General features: G+C 72.8%; 19 protein-coding genes. 10 read left to right on the top strand and 9 right to left on the bottom strand.

What is annotated here, in order from left to right; translation table 11 throughout:
• Positions 1-60: 60 nt before the first annotated feature.
• The 4 genes from AB0J21_RS21680 to AB0J21_RS21665 form a co-directional block, all read right to left on the bottom strand.
• Positions 61-1,566 (bottom strand): sodium:solute symporter family protein, encoded by a 1,506-nt coding sequence (locus tag AB0J21_RS21680; RefSeq protein ID WP_363147700.1) that lies wholly within the window; start codon positions 1,564-1,566, stop codon positions 61-63.
• Positions 1,563-1,922 carry a DUF3311 domain-containing protein gene (locus AB0J21_RS21675; RefSeq protein ID WP_363147699.1) on the bottom strand — a complete coding sequence of 120 codons (360 nt, stop codon included), beginning with the start codon at positions 1,920-1,922 and terminating at the stop codon, positions 1,563-1,565. Before AB0J21_RS21675 ends, AB0J21_RS21680 begins: the two co-directional genes overlap by 4 nt.
• A 599-nt stretch (positions 1,923-2,521) precedes the next feature.
• On the bottom strand, positions 2,522-3,073 hold the full coding sequence (locus AB0J21_RS21670; protein WP_363147698.1) for a MarR family transcriptional regulator: 552 nt from the start codon (positions 3,071-3,073) through the stop codon (positions 2,522-2,524).
• The gene (locus tag AB0J21_RS21665) at positions 3,070-4,791 is read right to left on the bottom strand and encodes an FUSC family protein (protein WP_363147697.1); all 1,722 of its coding nucleotides are present in this window, start codon (positions 4,789-4,791) and stop codon (positions 3,070-3,072) included. The genes AB0J21_RS21670 and AB0J21_RS21665 overlap by 4 nt, the downstream gene beginning before the upstream one ends.
• 557 nt (positions 4,792-5,348) lie before the next feature.
• On the opposite strand from AB0J21_RS21665, the gene AB0J21_RS21660 reads away from it, so the two are divergent.
• Positions 5,349-5,894 carry a peroxidase-related enzyme gene (locus tag AB0J21_RS21660; RefSeq protein WP_363147695.1) on the top strand — a complete coding sequence of 182 codons (546 nt, stop codon included), beginning with the start codon at positions 5,349-5,351 and terminating at the stop codon, positions 5,892-5,894.
• A gap of 458 nt (positions 5,895-6,352) precedes the next feature.
• On the opposite strand, the gene AB0J21_RS21655 is transcribed toward AB0J21_RS21660, so the two are convergent.
• Positions 6,353-6,604: a hypothetical protein gene (locus AB0J21_RS21655; RefSeq protein WP_363147694.1), complete on the bottom strand. Its 252-nt coding sequence runs from the start codon at positions 6,602-6,604 to the stop codon at positions 6,353-6,355.
• Positions 6,605-6,969: 365 nt separating this feature from the next.
• Between AB0J21_RS21655 and AB0J21_RS21650 the strand changes: the two genes are divergently transcribed.
• From AB0J21_RS21650 to AB0J21_RS21630, 5 genes are all read left to right on the top strand, one after another.
• The gene (locus AB0J21_RS21650; RefSeq protein ID WP_363147693.1) at positions 6,970-7,794 is read left to right on the top strand and encodes a TIM barrel protein; all 825 of its coding nucleotides are present in this window, start codon (positions 6,970-6,972) and stop codon (positions 7,792-7,794) included.
• Between the two features lie 187 nt (positions 7,795-7,981).
• Entirely contained in the window at positions 7,982-8,563 is a 582-nt protein-coding gene (locus AB0J21_RS21645) for a DUF5134 domain-containing protein (RefSeq protein ID WP_363147692.1), read from the top strand.
• Between the two features lie 167 nt (positions 8,564-8,730).
• Positions 8,731-9,666 (top strand): M56 family metallopeptidase, encoded by a 936-nt coding sequence (locus tag AB0J21_RS21640; RefSeq protein ID WP_363147691.1) that lies wholly within the window; start codon positions 8,731-8,733, stop codon positions 9,664-9,666.
• A gap of 253 nt (positions 9,667-9,919) precedes the next feature.
• On the top strand, positions 9,920-10,591 hold the full coding sequence (locus tag AB0J21_RS21635; protein WP_363147690.1) for a phosphatase PAP2 family protein: 672 nt from the start codon (positions 9,920-9,922) through the stop codon (positions 10,589-10,591).
• 70 nt (positions 10,592-10,661) lie between these two features.
• Positions 10,662-11,363 carry an HAD-IA family hydrolase gene (locus tag AB0J21_RS21630; RefSeq protein WP_363147689.1) on the top strand — a complete coding sequence of 234 codons (702 nt, stop codon included), beginning with the start codon at positions 10,662-10,664 and terminating at the stop codon, positions 11,361-11,363.
• A gap of 132 nt (positions 11,364-11,495) precedes the next feature.
• Here AB0J21_RS21630 and AB0J21_RS21625 read toward each other — a convergent pair whose 3' ends face one another.
• Entirely contained in the window at positions 11,496-12,980 is a 1,485-nt protein-coding gene (locus tag AB0J21_RS21625) for a hypothetical protein (RefSeq protein WP_363147688.1), read from the bottom strand.
• 293 nt (positions 12,981-13,273) lie between these two features.
• Between AB0J21_RS21625 and AB0J21_RS21620 the strand changes: the two genes are divergently transcribed.
• Together AB0J21_RS21620 and AB0J21_RS21615 are read left to right on the top strand one after the other, a co-directional pair.
• Complete coding sequence (locus tag AB0J21_RS21620) at positions 13,274-13,876, top strand: DUF305 domain-containing protein (protein ID WP_363147940.1); 603 nt, start codon at positions 13,274-13,276, stop codon at positions 13,874-13,876.
• A 254-nt stretch (positions 13,877-14,130) separates the two neighbouring features.
• Entirely contained in the window at positions 14,131-15,510 is a 1,380-nt protein-coding gene (locus tag AB0J21_RS21615; protein WP_363147687.1) for a nucleobase:cation symporter-2 family protein, read from the top strand.
• Here the strand turns inward: AB0J21_RS21615 and AB0J21_RS21610 are convergent.
• The 3 genes from AB0J21_RS21610 to AB0J21_RS21600 form a co-directional block, all read right to left on the bottom strand.
• The gene (locus AB0J21_RS21610) at positions 15,484-15,834 is read right to left on the bottom strand and encodes a helix-turn-helix domain-containing protein (RefSeq protein ID WP_363147686.1); all 351 of its coding nucleotides are present in this window, start codon (positions 15,832-15,834) and stop codon (positions 15,484-15,486) included. The two genes, AB0J21_RS21615 and AB0J21_RS21610, sit on opposite strands and share 27 nt — an antisense overlap.
• 136 nt (positions 15,835-15,970) lie before the next feature.
• Entirely contained in the window at positions 15,971-16,450 is a 480-nt protein-coding gene (locus tag AB0J21_RS21605) for a GNAT family N-acetyltransferase (protein ID WP_363147685.1), read from the bottom strand.
• A gap of 73 nt (positions 16,451-16,523) precedes the next feature.
• Positions 16,524-17,627 (bottom strand): NADH:flavin oxidoreductase/NADH oxidase, encoded by a 1,104-nt coding sequence (locus AB0J21_RS21600; protein ID WP_363147684.1) that lies wholly within the window; start codon positions 17,625-17,627, stop codon positions 16,524-16,526.
• Between the two features lie 295 nt (positions 17,628-17,922).
• Between AB0J21_RS21600 and AB0J21_RS21595 the strand changes: the two genes are divergently transcribed.
• Positions 17,923-18,507: a hypothetical protein gene (locus AB0J21_RS21595; protein ID WP_363147683.1), complete on the top strand. Its 585-nt coding sequence runs from the start codon at positions 17,923-17,925 to the stop codon at positions 18,505-18,507.
• Between the two features lie 76 nt (positions 18,508-18,583).
• Entirely contained in the window at positions 18,584-19,483 is a 900-nt protein-coding gene (gene mmuM / locus AB0J21_RS21590; protein ID WP_363147682.1) for a homocysteine S-methyltransferase, read from the top strand.
• Positions 19,484-19,515: the final 32 nt, after the last annotated feature.

The raw sequence follows: 19,515 nt of genomic DNA, 5'->3' as shown, positions 1-19,515 counted from the left end.
GGCCGCGCCGGATGTCCGGCGCGGCCCACACCCATGACACGGACCGGTGCGCGGCGGGACTCAGGCGCCCTTTCCCGCGGTCTCCTCCATGCGGACCGGGGCGGCGGGCCGGGCGAAGGTCACGGCGACCGTCACGAGGAGGTTGGCGGCGAAGGCGAGGACGCCGCCGTTGACGCCGTGCCACGGGTCGTTGTCCGTCGCCCACAGGGCGGTCATGACCGCGAGGCCGACGAGCATGCCGCTGACGGCTCCCGCCTTGGTCATGCGGGGCCAGAACAGGGCGAGCAGCACGGTCGGGACGAGCTGGGCGATCCCCTCGTAGGAGAGGACGGAAAGCTCCACCAGTGTGCCGGCGTAGAAGAGGGCGCCGAGCAGGGCGACCGTTCCCGCGGCCAGGCACACGAGCTGGGACCAGCGCTTGGCGCGTACGTCGGTGCGCTCGGCCTCCTGCGGGGTGGTGGCCCGCAGCGGGTGGCGCGGGTCGGAGCCGTTGCCGCCGCCGAGCACGGTGCGGCCCCACAGCGTGCCGATGGACAGCATGAACACGCTCATCGGCACGATCGCGGACAGGGCCCCCGCGACCCCGACGACCGCCACGACACCGGCCGGCAGGGCGTCGGTGACCAGGCTGTAGAGCGCCAGGTCGGGGTTGTCGAGGTGCGGCAGGGCGAACAGCGCGACGCCGCCGATCATCATCGGGATGAACAGCAGCAGCTGGTACCACGGCAGCAGGACCGCGTTGCGGCGCAGGGCGTTCGGGTGTCTGGCGCTCAGGTATCCGGCCACGGTCGTCGGGAAGATCGTGATGGTCACGGCGTTGAGGACGACCGTGCTGATGAACCAGGTGGCGTTCATGCCGCCGGACTCGTGGCCGGGGAAGGTGAGCCACTGGGGCCGCTCGGTCACCATGCGGTCCAGGAAGTCGCCCACTCCGTCCATGAAGTGCGCCGGGATGTAGAAGGCGAGGAAGACGACGCTCGCGATGACGAGGACGTCCTTGAGCGCGCTCACCCAGGCGGAACCGCGCAGCCCGGACACCAGGATGAAGGCCTCCGCGACCACGAAGGAGACGACCGCCGCGAGTTTCAGGTCGACCCCGCCGTACGTCATCGCGTTCACGACGAGCCCCATGCCCTGGATCTGCACCTGGATGTAGGGCACGAGGAAGACGGTCGCGACGAGTGCGACGAGGATGCCGACGGGCCGGGAACGGAAGCGGAACTCGGCGATGTCCGCGATGGAGATCAGGTGGTGGCGGCTCGCGTACGTCCACAGCGAGGGCCCGACGACGTACGCGACGGTGAAGCCCACCGTGAGGTAGGCGACGAGGTAGAGGATCGGGGAGCCCATCGAGTACGACCAGCCGGCCGTGCCGAGGAACGAGAAGCTCGTGTAGGTCTCCCCGGCCATGAGCAGCCAGATGAACAGGACACCCAGGCCCCGGCTGGAGACCGACCATTCGGCGAGCCCCTTGGAGCGGCCCCGGGAACTGCGCAGTCCGATCGCGAGGGTGGCCACCATGGCGAGGCCGAAGACGGTCGTGGCGATGACCGCGGAGCTGTTCACCGCTCTTCTCCTTCAGTACGTACTGACGAGGCGGCGGCGCGGTCGTCGGCGGGCAGCGGTTCGACGGCGTTCAGGCGGTGGGCGGGGTCGAGGCGGGCGACGAGCCAGATCACCAGGGGGCTGGCGATCGTCGCGCCGATGACCCAGGCCCACAGGAACGGGACGCCCAGGACGCGGGGTTCGACGCGGTTGGCGACGAGCGGGGCGAGGACGTAGAGCACGACGGGGACGAACAGAAGCCACAGGGCGGGGCGCCGGGCGCCGCCGAGGGAGGGAAGGGTGTCCACGGTGCTCGGCACGGCGGCGGGCTCCTCCCCCGGGCTCTCGGCACCGCTGCCGGCTGCTGCGGGGGGCATGGTTCTCCGTGGGGATCGGCCGGCCGGGGCCGGGACGGTAAGTGGGGCCGGAGCTACCGGGCGCGGATGTTCCGACCGCCCGGATCGTAGCGGTCGGGCCGAGCCCGTCCCGGCTCAGGGACCTTGTCCGGGGGCTCGGCGGCGTCCTGACAGTCGATCGTCCGTCAGCCCCGGTCGGAGAGCCGTCATGGCCTCGCAGACCCTGCGGCGAAGAGCCGAATCGGTGACGGGCGGGGAACGCGCACGACCACGTCCGGACTGTCCCACGCCCGTGCGGAAGGAGCCCTGCTGCTCGGTTTCCTTCAGGCTCGGCGCTCGACGCCGGACCTCAAGTGCGCCGGCCCGCGTGGGGAGGTGGCGCGGCGCTCGGCGGCGCCTTCGACGCTGTCGTTGCTGTGGTCCGCCACCGCACCGACGTGGAGCGGCGCCGGGTCCGCTCGGCGCTCGCCGGGCACGACGTGTCGCCGCACCGCTCCTCGGCGGCGGACCCGGACGGCGTCTTCGACGGGGCGGTCCGCCCCCGCTCTCGTGGCCCGGGCCTGGGAACTGGGGCGGGCCGCATCCGCCTTCGGTGCGTGCCCGGCCGCCCGCGCGGCGGCTCAGGGCCGGGGTCCGCCGAGGCGGCCCTCCAACTGCCCCAGCAGCTCTCCGAGGAGGGCGGTGAGCCGGTCGTGGTCCTCGCCGACGAGCCCCGAGAGGACGACGGACTCGTACGCGAGTTGTTCCGGCAGCAGGTCGTCGACGAGGGAACTGCCCTGCGGGGTCAGGGTCACGCGGCTGACACGGCGGTCGCGGGTGTCCACCCGGCGCTCGACGAGTCCGCGTTCCTGGAGCCGGCGCAGCCGCTTGGTGACGGCGGCTCCGGAGGAGAAGGTCTCTCGGGCCAGCTCCCCCGGGGTCAGTTCGTCGCCGGTCCTGCGCAGGGCCCCCAGCAGGTCGAACTCGGCGCGGTTGAGCCCCGCCCGGCGCAGCGGCGCGTCCTCGGCCTGCTGAAGGAGCGCGGCGCACCGGTTGATGCGGCCGATGATCTCCATGGGCCCGGTGTCGATCCCGGGGTGCACGGCCCGCCACTGGCGCATCACGGTCGCCACGGTGTCGTGCGGGGGCCGCTCGGGCGTTCCCCGGGGGCCGGCTTCCTCGGCTGTCGTCATACCGCTGCGTCCTCCCGGGCCACGTCCTTTTCGGCGGGCCGGCGCTCCGGCGCGCGCACGGCGACCAGGCCCTGCCGTTCCACTGTCGCAGCGAGCGTACGGTGCCCGGCCCGTTCGACGTCGAGCACCTGCTGCTCGGGCAGGGCCCGCTGCCACCACTCGCCGGCGGCGGCGTCGGCGGCGCCGCGCAGTTCCACGAGCGCGGCACCGAGCCGACGACGGGCCGACTCCAGCGCGGAGGCCCCGGCCTCGGGGCGGGCGAGCAGCACCGCCGCCTCGGCGCGGGTGCGGTCGGCGGTGGCGAGTGCGTGTTCCAGATGTGCTCCGGCACGGCGATTGGTGACCGCGAGGGCGGCGAGGATGCCCACGGCGGCACCGAGCACGGTGTCGAGCACCCGGTCACCGATCAGCTCCCCGGCCCCGTGGAACTGGGAGAACTCGCTGATCAGCAGGGCCATGGGGGTGACGCAGCAGCTGCCCAGCCAGTAGTTGCGCGGCATGCACGCCTCAGCTCCGAAGCTCAGCACGAGCACGAGGACGACAAGCCACACGGACGCCGCGCGGGGCAGCGGGGACAGCGCGGCGAAGACCCCGACGCCCACGAGGTTGCCGACGACGCGCTGCACGGCCCGGTTCCAGCTCAGCGTCAGGTTCGACTGGTACAGCGAGACGGCGGTGACGATCGCCCAGTAGGGACGGTCGCTGCCGAGCGCGTGTGCGACGTATCCGGCGAGGGCCGAGCCGGTCAGGGTACGCAGGGCCACGGGCAGCAGCGTCGATCCGGGGGCGAAGGCACGGAGCACCGGGTGCTGGGAGCGCGGGGCGCGCGCCCGCTCGATGTCGATACCGGCCAGCTCGGCGAGGGCCCGGTCGTCGAGCCCTTCCGGGCGGGGCAGCGGACGGGTACCGCGCACCTGCGAGGCGATCCGCCGCAGGGCTTCGGGGTCACTGTCGCCGGGGGCGGCGAGCGCGACCTCCGCCCGGACGACCAGCCGCTCCAGGGCGCGGCGTTCCGGGGTGCGGCGGCGGGCGGCGTACAGCGTCTGCCACGCGGTGTGCACTCCGGCGGCGGCCGCGGCCCTCGCCCCGTCCGCGGCGGGGCCCGGCCCGGGCGCGGCGACGGCGGCGGCCGCTGCCTCCAGGGCACGCGCCGTGGCCCGGCGCTCGGGGCCGTTCGGCCGCACCAGGCCCGGGGCCATCGTCACGCACCAGGCGAGGGCGGCCGCCCCGAGCGTGAGCGCGAGATGGCCGGGGACGCTGCCGAAGGTCTGCGGTACGAAGAGGGTCGCGGAGCTGATGAAGGCGAAGACGACCGGTCCCGGCGGGCCGATCCTGCTGGCCTCGCACACCGTCTTCTGCAGGGCCACCAGGACGGCGCCGACCGCGATGAGCACGGGCACGGAGTCGGTGAGCGCCGAGGTCACCATGGCGAGGGCTACCGAGCCGGTCATGCCGAGGATCACCCACAGCACCGCCCGGGAACGGGCCGCGTAGGGCAGGTTGTGCCCGTACAGCGCGCACATGGAGCCGGCCATCGTGTAGGCGGCGAGGTCGAGCCGGCCGAGGGCGTACAGGGTGATCAGCGGGACGAGCGAGGCCGAGGTGACCCCCGAGGCGGGCTTGAACCAGGTGTCGTTGAGCCTGCCGAGCCGCAGCACTCCGGTCAGGGGGAGTCTCTTGGGACGGGTGGCTGCGGGAAGGGTGCGGGAACGGCTCATACCCATAAGCTTAACAAGTGTTTCACCAGTAAAAGAATCGACGGCGGAGGACCGGCTGCGGCGGGCACACCGGCCCGGAGCGGCCGTCGACAACCGCCTTGCGCGCTACGAAGGCAGGGCCCACAGCTCGCAGGAAGTTCTGGGTGAACGCGTCGAGCACCTCGTCCCTGGTGGGCAGACGCCGGCCTCCCGCGCGATGTCCGGGAGGGGCGCCTCCGCCCCGGGGACGCCGCGCGCCTTCGCGGCGCGCACGGCGGCCTCGACGATCTCCTGGGGGACCTGAGTGCGCGAGCGTTCCTCGATACCTGGCAAGGCGGTGAATGCAACTACCGGTCCGAGCCCCGGAGGCGGGTGCGCGGCGCAGGCACGGGCGCGTACGGCGGGCGTCGTCGGGCTCGGCCGCCGGGGCAGCTGCCACGAGCCGGGCTCACCGTCCCGGCGCACCGTGAGTCCGATGCGCACGACGAGAGTGGTCCGCCACCCACGGGGCGCGGACAATGGCGTTGCTGTCGCACGTCGCACGATCCCGTCATCCGGTTCCACGCGAGAGGTCGTTCGTGCCCCACATCGAGATCAACAACGACGAACCCGGGATCCGAGGGCTCATGACCCATCGGCCCGACACCGCCGCTCCCCTCAACCACCTGGCCGAGACCCTGCTGCGTTCCCCCATGTCCCTGGGCCGCGGGGAACGCGAGTTGATAGCCGCCTACACCTCGCACCTCAACCGGACCGCTTACTGCTCGGGTTCGCACGGCGCCTTCGCCGCCGCGCAGTTGGAGGGCGGTCACGAGCTCGTCACCGCCGTCCTCAAAGACCCGGACAGCGCACCGATCACCCCGCTGCTGCGGGCCCTGCTGCACATCGCCGCCGAGGTGAGGGGACAGGTCGAGCCGGTGTCCGCCGAGGCCCTGGCCGCCGCTCGTTCCGCGGGCGCCGACGACCGGCAGATACACGACACGGTGCTCATAGCCGCGGCGTTCTGCATGTACAACCGCTATGTCACCTGCCTGGACACCCGAGCCCCGGAGGACCCGGCCTACTTCGCCGAATCGGCGAAGACGATCACCACGCGGGGCTACTCGTCCGCAGGCCGGAACTGAGCCGACCCGCACGCCGCAGTCGGTGCCGACCGGTGCCGCGCGAAACCCGTGCGGCAGCCTGAGCGGCAGATGGACCACCGGATCGGATCTCCGGTGAAGTCCGCGGTGTCCAGCGCCCGGAGTTCACCGCGTCCGGTCCGCTGGTCCATGGATCTCAGGGGGCCGCCCGGCGACAGCCGGTGGAGCACCTCGACGCGCTTCCGGGTGGCATGGCGTCGCCTTCCGGCCGTGCCGGCCGGCCCGGAGACCGTGGGTGCGGCGGGGGCCGGTCGGTGTTTCAGGGGTACGTGAGGCCGCCTCGGCCCCGGCGGACCCGGGTCCCGGCGCGGCTCCCCGCCTCCGCCACGAGGACAGGCCGCAGGGCCGGGGGGCGTGATGCGCCTCGTCGCGGCGTCAGGAGATCGATCCCGCAGGGCGACGGCGCACCCGTTGCGCGTCGAGCGGCGGTTCAGAAGCGCTCAGCGGCCGGGCTCGGCGATGCCCGCCCACCCCGCGTGACGCGTCTCGTGCAGACGGTCGAACGCCGGGAACGTCGCGTCCAGCGTGACGCGCCGCTCCGGGGCGAGGGCGGTGAGGGCGGTGAGGGCGGTGAGGGCGAGTTCCCCGGCCGCGGTCACCTCGGCGAACACGGCGCGACCGGACTCGGTGAGGACGGCCCGGTGGCCTCGTGCCGCCCCGCCCGGTCGGCTCACCCACCCGAGACGCGTCATGCGGTTTCACGGTCTGCGTCCTGCTCAGCGGTCGCGCCCCTCGGGCCCGAGCGGGTTCGCTGATCGTGCACGGCCGCGCGCACCGCTTCTCCAGGACCGCGCTCCGGGTCCGCGTCACCGGCAGCACCGACCGCTCCCTGCGCAGTACCTGGCTGACCCGGGCCCGACGAAGGCGCAGGGCACTGGTCGGCGCGCCCCCTCGTCGCGTCCCGCAATTGCCGGACCGGGCACGGGGGCCGGGGCCCGCTCGGGCGGTCGGTCCTCGCCTCGGCGGACATCGCGTGTACTGCCCACCCGCCACCCGGGGGCGGCGGCCGTGCGCGGGCAAGTACATCGTTCCCGCAGTTGAGGAGCTCAACGTTAGGATGACTAACGTGTCCCGCGAACTGACTCTCAGCGCCCAGACCCTCCGCGCCGTCCCGTTCGGGAACCGTGTAGGCGCCGCCGTAGAGGCCGGCTTCACCGGGCTCGGCCTGTCCGTGGAGCAGTACCGGGACGCCCTGGAGGCCGGGTGGACGGACCGCAGGATGCTCTCCCTGCTGGACGAGCGCGGTCTGCGGCTCACCGAGATCGAACTCCTCACGGCCTGGGGCGGGACGGGCGGACGGGCGGAATCCGAGAACGACGAGACGGCCCTGCACCTCGCGCGCACCTTCCGGCCCCAGCGGCTGCACGCGACCGTCTTCGAGCGCCGGCCCGCCGGCGCGCTGACCGAGGGGTTCGCCGGTCTGTGCGCGGCCGCCGCCTCGGCCGGGGCGCGCGTGGCCCTGGAGTTCCTGCCGTACGCGGGGGTGCGCACGCTCGGCGAGGCGTGGCGGATCGTGGAGGGGGCGGGCGAACCCAACGGCGGCCTGCTCGTGGACGGCTGGCACTGGGCGCGGTCCGGGGCGCGGGCGGAGGACCTCGCGGACGTACCGGCCGAGCGGATCATCGCCGTCCAGTTGGCGGACGCCCTGCGCACCCCGCTGCGCGACCCCCGGTACGAGGCCCGGCACCACCGGCTGCTGCCCGGCGAGGGCGGCGCCCATGTGACCGCCATGCTGCGCGCGCTGTGGGCGCACGGGGTGCGCGCTCCGTTCGCCGCGGAGGTCGTCTCGGACATGCTCGACGTGCAGGACCCGCGGCTCACCGCCCGTCAGGTGCACCGTTCGTGCATGGGCGTCCTCGAAGCGGCCGGCATCCCCGACTGAGGCCCGGCGGCTCCCGCCCGAGGCACACCGGGGTTCCCGGACACGGCTCGCCCACCTGCCCGTCGCAGGGGCACGCTCCCCCGCGCACCCCCTGTTCGCCTCCGTGCGCGTCCCGCGCGACGGCGTGTACGTCGGTCCCGGCCGGGCATCATCCTCCCGTCAACGCCGTCGATCGGGGGAGGTCGCCGTGCACGCACCGGCGCCGGCCGCGTGGCTGCTCGTGGCCCTGTGCGCGGGCACGGCCGCGTACTGCCTGCTGCGGATGCGCAGCGTGGTGGAGGAGCAGCGGCGCACCGCGGGGGGAGAGGCTTTGATGGGGTTCGCCATGGCGGTCATGGCGCTGCCCGCCGCGGTGTTCAGCCCGCCCCGCTGGACGTGGGCGCTCTACGCCGTCGTGTTCGCCGCGGTCGCGCTGCGGGCCCTGTGGTCCGCGCGCACGGGTTCCGCCCACCATCTGCACCACCTCGTGGGCGCCGTCGCGATGGTCTACATGGCGGCCGCGATGGGCGCCGCGCCCGCGGGACCGCACGCCACCATGGCTCACGGGGGGCAGGGCGGGGTCCCGCTGGTGACGGGGGCGCTGCTCGTCTACTACGCCGTCTACGTCCTGCGGACCGGCACCCGCATGGTTCCGGCGCCTGCGCAGGGGGCCGCCCCTCCCCCGCCGGCGCGCACCGTGCCGACGGGCTGGGGCGACCGGCGGGAGGTGGCTCTCGCGTGCCGGCTGTCCATGGGCATGGGCATGCTGGCGATGCTGCTGACCGTGTGAGAGCCGAATCCCGCTGAAAGACAGAGGACATGGGCGCCTTCTCACGTCTACCTCAGGGCGCACCGACCGGCGACTGACGCCCCCTCACACACCCTTGCGCCGTGGCGTACGTCACTTGCCACGAAAGCTTGTATCTTTCGCCGAACGCTTCCTCATAGGCTGGACGCATGATGGTCCCCGTCGCCCTGCTGCTGCTCGGCGCCCTGACCGCCGTGCTGGCACCTCGTGTCTTCGCGCGGGTCTCCTGGACGGAACGCGAACCGATCGTCGCCCTGTGGATGTGGCAGTGCGTGGTGGTGGGCGTCCTGCTGTGCTGCGCCCTGTCGATGGCGGTGAGCGCGGCGGCCGCGTGGAAGGCGGTACGCGGCCATCTCTTCGCGCCCGCTCCGCACGGGGTGATCGACGCCTACGCGCTCGCCGGTTCGGGCCCGTGGGCCGCCGCCACGGCGACGGTGCTCGCCGCGGGAGGCGCGTGGACGGTCGTGATGCTCACCCGGGAGATCGCCGAGGCCCGCCGCAGGCGGCGCCAGGACCGCGCCGAACTGCTCGTGCGCTCCCCGCTCCTGCCGGGTGAGAAGCGTGGCACGGACCGGTTGCTGGTTCTGGAGGGCGACCGGCCCGATACGTGGTGGCTGCCCGGTACTCCTTCGCAACTCGTGATCACGACGGCCGCGCTGCGCCGGCTCAAGGGCCGGCAGCTTGACTCCGTCATCGCCCACGAGCAGGGGCACGCCCAGGCGCGGCACGACTGGCTGCTGCACTGCTCGGGTGCGCTGGCCAGGGGATTCCCGCAGGTCCCGGTGTTCGCGGCGTTCCGCGACGAGATGCACCGGCTCGTCGAACTGGCCGCCGACGACGTCGCCTCACGCCGGTTCGGCCGTCTGACCACGGCGCTGGCCCTCGTGGAACTCAACGAGGACAGAGGCGTGTTCGGCCCGTGCCCCTCGCCCCGGGCGCATGTGCCGCAGCGGGTCGACCGGCTGCTGGCCGCCAAGCCCCGGCTTACGGCGGCGCGCAGGCTGCGGCTGACGGCGGCCGGGGCCCTGGTCCCGCTCGTACCCCTGCTGGTCGCCTTCGGTCCGGGCCTGCACACGCTCGGCTGAGACCGGCCGGTCCCCCGTCAGGGCTGGGCCGGGACACGCCGGGCCGGTGCGGCGTACGGCCCACCGGACGTCCGAAGCCGGTCCGGCGCGGCCGCCCGGGCACCGACGGCTCGGATACGGCCGGGAGACTGCCGGTGAACACGGGGCGAACGGGGCGCACGCGCACACGGCGCCCCCGGGGGTAGGAGTCGCGGTAGTCGCCCGCGTCCGTGCGGGTTGGCCCGCCTCTTTCCCGTACGCGAGGATCACTCCCATGACGACGGCGCCCCCCACCGCCCCCGGCCGAGCCCGCGCCCCGGGCACCGCTCTGGCGACGTATGTGTCCGGCGGTCTCTCCGCACTGCTGCTCGCGCTCGTGGCCGCCCGATGGGGCCCCCTGCGGTCCCTGGACGAGTCGGTCGCCCGGCCGGTGCACCGCGCCGCGGTCGGGCACTCGGGGCTCACCCAGGTTAGCCGGGTCCTGTCGGACTGGGTGTGGGACCCGTGGACCATGCGGATCATCGCCGCGCTGCTCGTCCTGTGGCTCCTGCGCACCGGCGCGCGGGACCTCGCCCTGTGGTGCGCGGGCGTCTGCGTTCTCGGCACCGTCCTCCAGCAGATCCTGAAGGCGGCGGTGGGCCGTGAGCGCCCGGTGTGGCCCGATCCCGTGGACTCGGCGCAGTTCGCCTCCTACCCCTCGGGGCACGCGCTGACCGCGACCGTGGTGTGCGGACTCGTCCTGTGGCTGCTGCGGCTGTACGAGGCGGGGGCCGCGCTGTGGTGGACCGCGCTGGTCGTGGGGGCGGTCAGCGTTCTGGGAGTGGGCCTGACCCGGGTCTGGCTGGGCGTCCACTGGCCCTCGGACGTCGTGGGCGGCTGGCTGCTGGGCGCTCTGCTCGTGCTGCTGGCGGCGCGGACCAGGGGGCGGCGGGGCATCGGTGCCTGAGCCGTGCGGCCGAGAGGGGGCGTACGGGGGGCTCTTGACCGAGGCCAAGTCCCGCACCGAGGATCGCCGCATGACGATCAAGGCGGTGCTGTTCGATTTCTCCGGGACTCTGCTGCGCATCGAGAGCGCCGAGTCCTGGCTGCGCGGAACGCTGGCCGCGACCGCGCTCTCCGTACCGGAGGCCGAGACGGCCCGTCTGGCCGCGGAACTGGAGCTGACCGGGGCCCAGCCCGGCGGCAGGCCGGGGGACCCGGCGCGGCTGCCCGCCGGACTCGCCGCGCTGTGGGCGGTCAGGGACGAGAGCGCCGCCGCGCACCGGGCGGCGTACACGGGGCTGGCCCGCCAGGTCCCACTGCCGCACGAGGACCTGTACGACGCCTTGTACGAACGGCACATGACCCCGGCCGCCTGGCAGCCCTACCCCGACGCGCACGACGTGCTGGCGACGTTGCGGGCGCGGGGTCTCGCGACAGGGGTGGTGAGCAACATCGGCTGGGACCTGCGCCCGGTCTTCCGCGCCCACGGTCTCGACGCCCTGGTCGACACCTACGCGCTGTCCTACGAGCACGGCGTGCAGAAACCGGACGCACGGCTGTTCGCCGCCGCCTGTCAGGCACTCGGTGTCGCTCCCGCGCACACGCTGATGGTGGGGGACGACCGGCAGGCGGACAGCGGGGCCGCCGCCCTGGGCTGCGCGGTGCACTACGTCGAGCACCTGCCGGTCGCGGCCCGTCCCGCCGGGCTGCGGCCCGTCCTGGGGCTGTTGGACTGAGGCCCGGAAAGAGGCGGCCCCGTACGCGCCGGTGAGGTGACGCAGAACGCACGGCGCGGCGGGTCCTCGCCCCTTCGGGCGGGCCCGCCGCGCCACGACCGGGTCAGACGGTCACCCGGGACGCTCCACGGCTCAGTCGAAGTAGTCCGGCTGGGTCTGGACGTTCAGCTCGCCGACCTTGATCCGCTTGGCGGGGTCGGTCCTGCGGTCGTCGAGCTTCAGGACGTCGAAGCCCTTCGCGATGTCGTTCGAGTAGATGTAGCCGTTGTAGTAGTACGCCGACCACGAACCGCCCGTCTGCATGGTGTCCGTGCTGAGCGGCCCGCGCTCGAAGTAGGCGATCTCGTGCGGCTTGCGCGAGTCGGTGAAGTCCCACACCGAGACGCCGCCCTGGTACCACGCCTGGACCATGAGGTCACGGCCCTTGACGGGGATGAGCGAGCCGTTGTGCGCGACGCAGTTCTCGGTGTCGGCCTGGTGGCGGGGGATCTTGTAGTAGTTGCGGAAGACGAGCTTGCGCTTGTCCCCCTTGCCGACGATGTCGTAGATGCCGTCAGCGCCGCGGTTCGGGCCGATCTCGGCGTTGCAGGTGGCCGCGCCGCCGCCGCCCAGCTCGTCGGTGAAGACGACCTTGTCGGCCTTCTGGTTGAAGGTCGCCGAGTGCCAGAACGCGAAGTTCACGTTGTCCTGGACCCGGTCGATGATCCTCGGGCGCGCCGGGTCCTTGATGTCCATCAGGATTCCGTCGCCCATGCAGGCACCCGCCGCGAGGTCCTTGGACGGCAGCACGGTGATGTCGTGGCAGCCGGTGGTGGCGGAGACCCCCGGGTTGGCGGGTGCGCCCGGGTTGCCGCCGTCCGGGAACAGCACGGGGAAGTCGATGACCTTCGCCTGCTGCGGGGCCTTGCGCGGCACCTTGACGATCGAGATGCCGTCGTGCGGGGGCTGGCAGTCCGGGAAGGTGGCGCTGGGCGCGTACGAGGAGACGTAGATGTACACGTCCTTGCGCTCGGGCACCAGCGTGTGGGTGTGCGAACCGCAGGCGGTCTCGACGGCGGCGACGTACTTCGGGTTGCGCTTGTCGCTGATGTCGAAGACCTTCATGCCCTCCCAGGAGGACTTCTCGGTCGCGGGCTGCGTCGTGCTGTCGCAGGAGTCGTCACTGCGCGAGGAGTCCGTGGACAGGAACAGCAGGTCGCCGGAGACGGAGATGTCGTTCTGCGAACCGGGGCACAGCACCTGGGCGACGGTGCGCGGCTTCTTCGGGTTGCTCAGGTCGAAGACGCGGAAGCCGTCGTAGTTCCCGGCGAAGGCGTACTTGCCCTGGAAGGCGAGGTCGGAGTTGGTGCCGGCCAGCGCGTCCTTCGGGATGTTGGTGAGGTGCTCGATGTTGCTGGAGTGGACTATCTCGTCCTGAGCGGGTATCTCACCGTTCTTCACCGCCGCCCTGGCCTCGGCGGCCTGGCTCGTGGAGACTGCCGTGGTGGCGGGGGCGTCACCCGGATCCGGGCTCGCCACCGCGGGCGAGGCGGTGAGCAGCGCGGCGAACAGCCCGGCTGCCACAGCGGTGGCACCCAGACGTCTGCGGCGTGTGCGGGGGGTTGTCGACAGGGTCACTGCTTCCTCTTCCTCCTTGACTCCGCCGTACTCCGGTGGGGGCGAGCGGAGTTGAACGATTCAGGGACTCGTCGAAGTATCGTTCTCCTCATGCTCAGATCAACAGTCGGCAACGAGATCGTCATGGAATCTTTCGATCCCTGACAGCGGCGAGGTGTTGTACTGGCCGCCAACACCCCTTCCCGTCAAGGAGGTTCACTGTGTTTCGGTACCTTTCACCCGCACCTGCCCGCATCGTCGCTCACCACGGGCGGGCGGGCGGCCTGCTGGCGGCCGGTGCGCTGTGCCTCGCTCTGGCACTGACCGGCTGCGACGCCGGCTCAGGGGGGTCGGACGCGAAGCCGGACAGGGCGGCGGGCGGGCCCTCGGTGATCGCTCCCGGCAAACCCGGTGAGGCCGCGAGAACCCTGTCTCCGCAGGCCGCGCGCAAGTCCGAGGACGACACTCCCAACTCGGCCGATTTCCGCTACGTCACCCTGATGATCGAGCACCACAAGCAGGCCCTGACCCTGACCGGTCTGGTGCCCGAACGGGCCGCGTCCGGTGCCGTCAAGCGCCTCGCCCAGCGGATCGCCGCCGCGCAGGGGCCGGAGACGGACGCGATGAAGGGCTGGCTCGCGAACAACGGCGGGAAGGGGAGGCAGCGGTCCGGCGGCCACGACCACGCGGCGATGGCGGGGATGGCGACGCCCGAGCAGATCGACACGCTGCGCGCGGCCCGGGGAGCCGCTTTCGACAAGCTCTTCCTGAAGCTGATGATCGCTCACCACGAGGGAGCGGTGACGATGGCGACCGAGGTCCTCTCGCAGGGAAACAACCTCCAGGTCGAGGAGATGGCCGACGACGTGGTGTCCCAGCAGAGCAGCGAGATCCACCGGATGCGCGGACTGTCCTGACGCGAGGACAGGGGCGGTCCGCCGTGGACGAGAGCGCTCCCGGCCCGGGTGACACGCGCGAAGGAGCGGGCCGGTCCAGGCGCGGAACCGAGAGGGCGGGGCGGGAGGCCCGGCGGAACCGCCGGGCGGGTCACGGCGCGGAAACACCGGCGTAATCAACAGATTGTTCAAGCGCCCTACGGTTCCAGCCAGGCGCCCCACCCCTCCCCCACGGCAGGCGCACGGCCCGTTCCCTCCGTCCCCCGGGAGTCTCCATGACGCAGTCCGCACCACCCGCCGTCCATCCGGTCGACGAGGTGCCACCACCGGCGCGCCTCGCCGCCTTCGGGCTTCAGCACGTGCTCGCCATGTACGCGGGGGCGGTGGCCGTTCCACTCATCGTGGGCGGGGCGATGAAGCTGCCGCCGGCCGACCTGGCCTACCTCATCACGGCCGACCTGCTGATCTCCGGCATAGCGACCCTGATCCAGTGCATCGGCGTGTGGCGCTTCGGTGTGCGCCTGCCGATCATGCAGGGCTGCACCTTCGCGGCCGTGGCGCCGATGGTCCTCATCGGGACGGGCGAGGGCGGGCTCCCCGCGATCTACGGCGCGGTCATCGTCTCGGGGCTCGCGATGGTGTTGCTGGCGCCGGTGTTCGGCAGGCTGCTGCGTTTCTTCCCGCCGCTGGTGACCGGCACGGTCATCCTGATCATCGGTCTGTCGCTGCTGCCGGTCGCGGGGGCCTGGGTCGCGGGCGGCGAGGGCTCGAAGGACTTCGGTGCGCCGAAGAACATCGCACTGGCCGCGTTGGTCCTGGTCGTGGTGGTGGGCGTGCAGCGGTTCGCACCGCCCCTGCTGAGCCGTGTCGCGGTCCTCGTCGGCATCGTGGTGGGTGTCCTGGTCGCGATCGCGACCGGTTTCACGGACTTCGGCGCGGTCGGCGACGCGGACTGGTTCGGCGTCAGCACCCCCTTCCACTTCGGCGCTCCCTCCTTCGAGGCGGGGGCGATCGTCTCGATGCTGATCGTGGCGCTGGTGTGCATGACGGAGACCTCGGGCGACATCATCGCGGTGGGCGAGATGACGGGGCGCCCGGCCGAACCCCGCACGCTCGCCGACGGGTTGCGCGCCGACGGGCTGTCGACCGTGCTCGGCGGGGTGTTCAACACCTTTCCGTACACGGCCTTCGCGCAGAACGTGGGCCTGGTGGGGATGACGCGGGTGCGCAGCCGCTGGGTGGTGGCGGCGGCGGGCGGCATGCTCGTCCTGCTGGGTCTGCTCCCGAAGCTCGGCGCGGTGGTCGCGGCGATCCCGGCGCCGGTGCTGGGCGGCGCGGGCGTGGTGATGTTCGGGACGGTCGCCGCCGGCGGAATCCGCACCCTGGCGCGGACCGGCCTGCGGGGCGAGCACGATCTGACCGTGGTCGCGGTCTCGCTCGCGGTGGGACTCCTGCCGGTCGGGGTGCCGACCGTGTACGACGGGTTTCCCGACTGGTTCCAGACGGTGATGCACAGCGGGATCAGCGCAGGGTGCCTCACGGCGATCGTGCTGAACCTGCTCTTCCACCACCTGCCCGGCCGCAAGGACGGGGCCGACGGACAGGAGGCGGACGCGGCCGGGGAGCCGTCAGCCTCCGCGCCGCTCACACTGTAGGGCGGCGGCGGTCAGCACCCGGTCGAGCAGCCCGGGGAACAGGGCGTCCAGGTCCGCCCGGCGCAGCCCGTTCATCTTGGCGGTGCCCCGGTACACCTGCTGGATCACGCCGCTCTCGCGCAGCACCCGGAAGTGGTGCGTCGAGGTGGACTTGGTGACCGGCAGCTCGACCTCCGAGCACGTCAGCTCGCGGCCCTCGCCGGCCAGCTCGCGCACCACGCGCAGCCGCATCGGATCGGCGAGGGCGTGCAGCACCTCTTCGAGACGGATGTCCTCGCGGTCCGGGTGCGGGAGCGCGCGGCTGCCGACGGCGGTGGTCGTCACGGGCGACTCCAGTCGAGGTGGCTGAGGGGGCGAGCGGACGGTCGGGGAGGTGGACGCTCCGGCGGGGCCTTGCCATCGTACGTCGCGGCACGTCCGCGCGGCCCGGCTCCAGGAGGCGGCCGGCCCCTCGGACCGCTCACACGGGCCCGTCCTCCAGGTCGAGTTCGCCCACCACCTGATCCCCGCTCAGCTCTCCGGTGAGCTGGAATCCCAGCCTCCGGTAGAAGCCCTCGGGGCCGTCGGGCCCCGGGTGCCAGGTGGTGGTCAGGCGCTTCCAGCCCCGCCGGCGCACCTCTTCGGCGACCGCGCGTACGGCGAAGCGGCCGTAGCCGCCGCGCTGACGCGCGGCGTCGATGTTCAGCCTCCACAGACCGGCCCGGCTCGCCCCCGGCGGATCGGCGGGGAACGGCACGTCGAAGAAGGCCATGACGAACCCGACGGGCCGCTCCCCGTCGACGACCAGCCGGGGCCAGGCGATGTCCTGATGGACGTACGCCTCGGCGAGGGAGCGCGCCACCGGCTCCACCAGGTGCTGCTGATCGGCACGTACGGAGAGGGCGCAGGCGGCGTCGACGGTGTCGGGCGTCAGCTCGACGAGCCGGGCGTTCGAGGTCATGCGCCGCACGGTAACGGCCGGCCGCCCCTTTCGACCAGGTCTTTTCGGTCCGGGGCGGCCGGTGCCGACGGCCTCAGAGCGCGCGGTGGTAGGGCTGCGCGAGGTAGGGCTGGTCGCCGAGTTCCTGCGCGGCACGCAGCGCGAAGGAGGGCTCGGTAAGCAGCGGCCGGCCGAGCAGGATCGCGTCGGCCTTGCCGTCGGCGAGGATCTTCTCGGCCTGCTGGGGCTCGGTGATCAGGCCGACGGCGGCGACCGGGAGGTCCGTCTCCTTCTTGACCCGCTCGGCGAACGGCACCTGGAAGCCGGGTCCGGCCACGATCTTGGCGTCGGGCACGTTGCCGCCGGTCGAGACGTCCAGCAGGTCGACTCCGTGCTCCTTCAGCTCCCGCGCGAAGCGCACGGTGTCGTCGGCGGTCCAGCCCTCCCGCTCGTCCTCCTCGTTCTCGCTCAGCCACTCGGTCGCGGAGATCCGGAAGAGCACCGGCAGCTCCTCGGGCCACTCGGCGCGTACCGCGTCCACGACCTCCAGCGGGAAACGGACCCGGTTCTCGTACGAGCCGCCGTAGGCGTCGGTGCGGTGGTTGCTGTGCGGGGAGAGGAACTGGTTGATGAGGTAACCGTGGGCACCGTGGATCTCGGCGACCTCGAAGCCGGCCTCCAGGGCGCGCCGGGCGGTCGCGGCGAACTGCTCGACGATCTCGCGGATGCCCTCGGCGCTCAGCTCCTCGGGCACGGTGTGCTGCTCGGAGAAGGCGAGCGGGCTCGGTGCGAGCGGGGTCCAGCCGTAGGGCGCCCCGGGCGGCAGGGGCGCGCCGCGGTCCACCCAGGTCCGCTCGGTCGAGGCCTTGCGTCCGGCGTGGGCGATCTGGATGCCGGGGGTGGCACCCTGGGCCTTGAGGAAGTCGTTGATGCGCAGGAAGGCCGCGGTCTGCGCGTCGTTCCACAGCCCGAGGTCGTACGGGCTGATGCGCCCCTCGGGGCTGACCGCGGTGGCCTCGGTGAGGATCAGGCCGGTGCCGCCCACCGCGCGCGCCGCCAGGTGCTGGAAGTGCCAGTCGGTGGGCACCCCGAGGCCGGGGCCTTCGGGGGCGGCGCTGTACTGACACATCGGGGCCATCCAGAGCCGGTTCCGGACGGTCAGCGAACGCAGGGTGTAGGGCTCGAACAGCGCACTCACGCGGGACACCACTTCCGTAGTCGTCGGGGTCGGCCTTCGGTCGGCTCAACCTTAGTACGAGAAACACCGTACTACGACGATTACCGTACAAGCGCGGGCCGGGGTACGGCAACCGTGGTCGCGACGCGACAGCACGGCACCCGGGAGGGTGACTTGCCCCTTCCTTCCGAGATACACGGAAAACCAATGGTTCCGCACAAGTTGCGCAGGGTAGTGCTCCGGTTACCTGATCTCCTCCCGGCCGGTCGCCGGGACGGGTGAAGGGCCGGAACCAGCAGAGAACGAGGAACCATCCATGCGCAGGACCACGACCACCCTGTCCACGCTCGTCGTCACCGCCGTGCTCACCGGCGGCGCCACCGCCCTGCCCGCTCATGCCGGGGCGGCGGCGCAGCCTCGCTCCGTCACGGCCGCGCCCGCGTCCTCGGCGCACCATCCCTCGGCGGCGGCCAGGAGCACCCGTGGGCAGACCCTTCAGCGGGCCCGCGTATGGCTCACCGCCAACCGGGGCCGCCAGGTCCCGTACAGCCAGGCCAAGAAGTGGAAGGACGGCTACCGCCAGGACTGCTCCGGTTACGCCTCGATGGCCCTCGGCCTGGCCAAGCCCGGTCCCAACACCGTGGCACTGGCCAGGACGCGCAGTCTCACCCGTCCGATCGCCATGAACCAGCTCAAGCCCGGTGACCTGGTCATCGACGCCATCGGCGGCAGCAATTCCCGGCACGTCGTCATCTTCGAGAAGTGGAACAGCACCGCCCACCGCTCCTACACGGCCTACGAACAGCGCGGAAGCCACGGGACCGACCACCGTTCCCTGACCTACGGCCTGAAGTCCGGCAGCCAGTTCAAGGCCTACCGGCCGGTTCAGTTCAGGGACTGACGGGACGCCGGGCCTCCGCCGTGCCGGGCCCGCGAGTACGCCGGCCCGGTACGGCCCGCAGCCTTAGCCTGACCTCATGAACCGCACGTCTTTCAGCTTAGCGCTCGCGGCCGGGCCGGTCGTCCTCGACGGCGGTCTGTCGAACCAGCTCGAAGCGGCCGGTCACCCGCTGGGCGACGCCCTGTGGTCGGCGCGTCTGCTCACGGACGAGCCGGAGGCCCTGGTCGCGGCGCACCGGGCGTACGCGGAGGCGGGGGCCGAGGTGGCGACGACGGCGAGCTATCAGGCGACGTTCGAGGGCTTCGCCCGGCGCGGCGTCGGGCAGGAGCGCACCGCCGAGCTTCTGCGCCTGTCGGTCGGGGCGGCGCGCGCCTCGGGCAGCCGCTGGGTCGCGGCCTCGGTCGGCCCCTACGGAGCGATGCTGGCGGACGGCTCGGAGTACCGGGGCCGCTACGGGCTGTCCGTCGCCGAGCTGGAGCGCTTCCACCGGCCCAAGATCGAGGTGCTGGCGGCCGCGGGTGCCGACGTGCTGGCGCTGGAGACGGTCCCGGACGCCGAGGAGGCTCGGGCCCTGGTCGCGGCGGTGCGCGGCTGCGGGCTTCCGGTGTGGCTCTCGTACAGCGCGGCGCACGGGGAGACCCGCGCGGGACAGCCGCTGGACGAGGCCTTCGCGGTGGCCGCCGAGTCCGAGGAGGTGGTGGCCGTGGGGGTGAACTGCTGCGATCCGCACGAGGTGGCCGACGCCGTGGCCCTCGCCGTGCGGGTCACGGGCAAACCCGGCGTGGCCTACCCCAACAGCGGTGAGATGTGGGACCCGCACGCGCGGGGCTGGCGCAGCGACCCGAGCTTCGACGCGGCCCTGGCCCGCGGCTGGTACGAGGCGGGGGCGCGGCTGATCGGCGGTTGCTGCCGGGTGGGCCCGGGGCTCGTCGCCGAGGTCCGCCGCACGCTCGCCGAGGCGGCGTCCCGCGGCTGACCCCTCAAGGAAGGCGCCATCCGGTGGACACC

The organism is Streptomyces sp. NPDC049954 (assembly GCF_040656295.1).
Classification (GTDB): domain Bacteria; phylum Actinomycetota; class Actinomycetes; order Streptomycetales; family Streptomycetaceae; genus Streptomyces.
The sequence above is the reverse complement of the archived record's forward strand: the minus strand, read 5'-3'. Positions and strand labels throughout refer to the sequence as shown.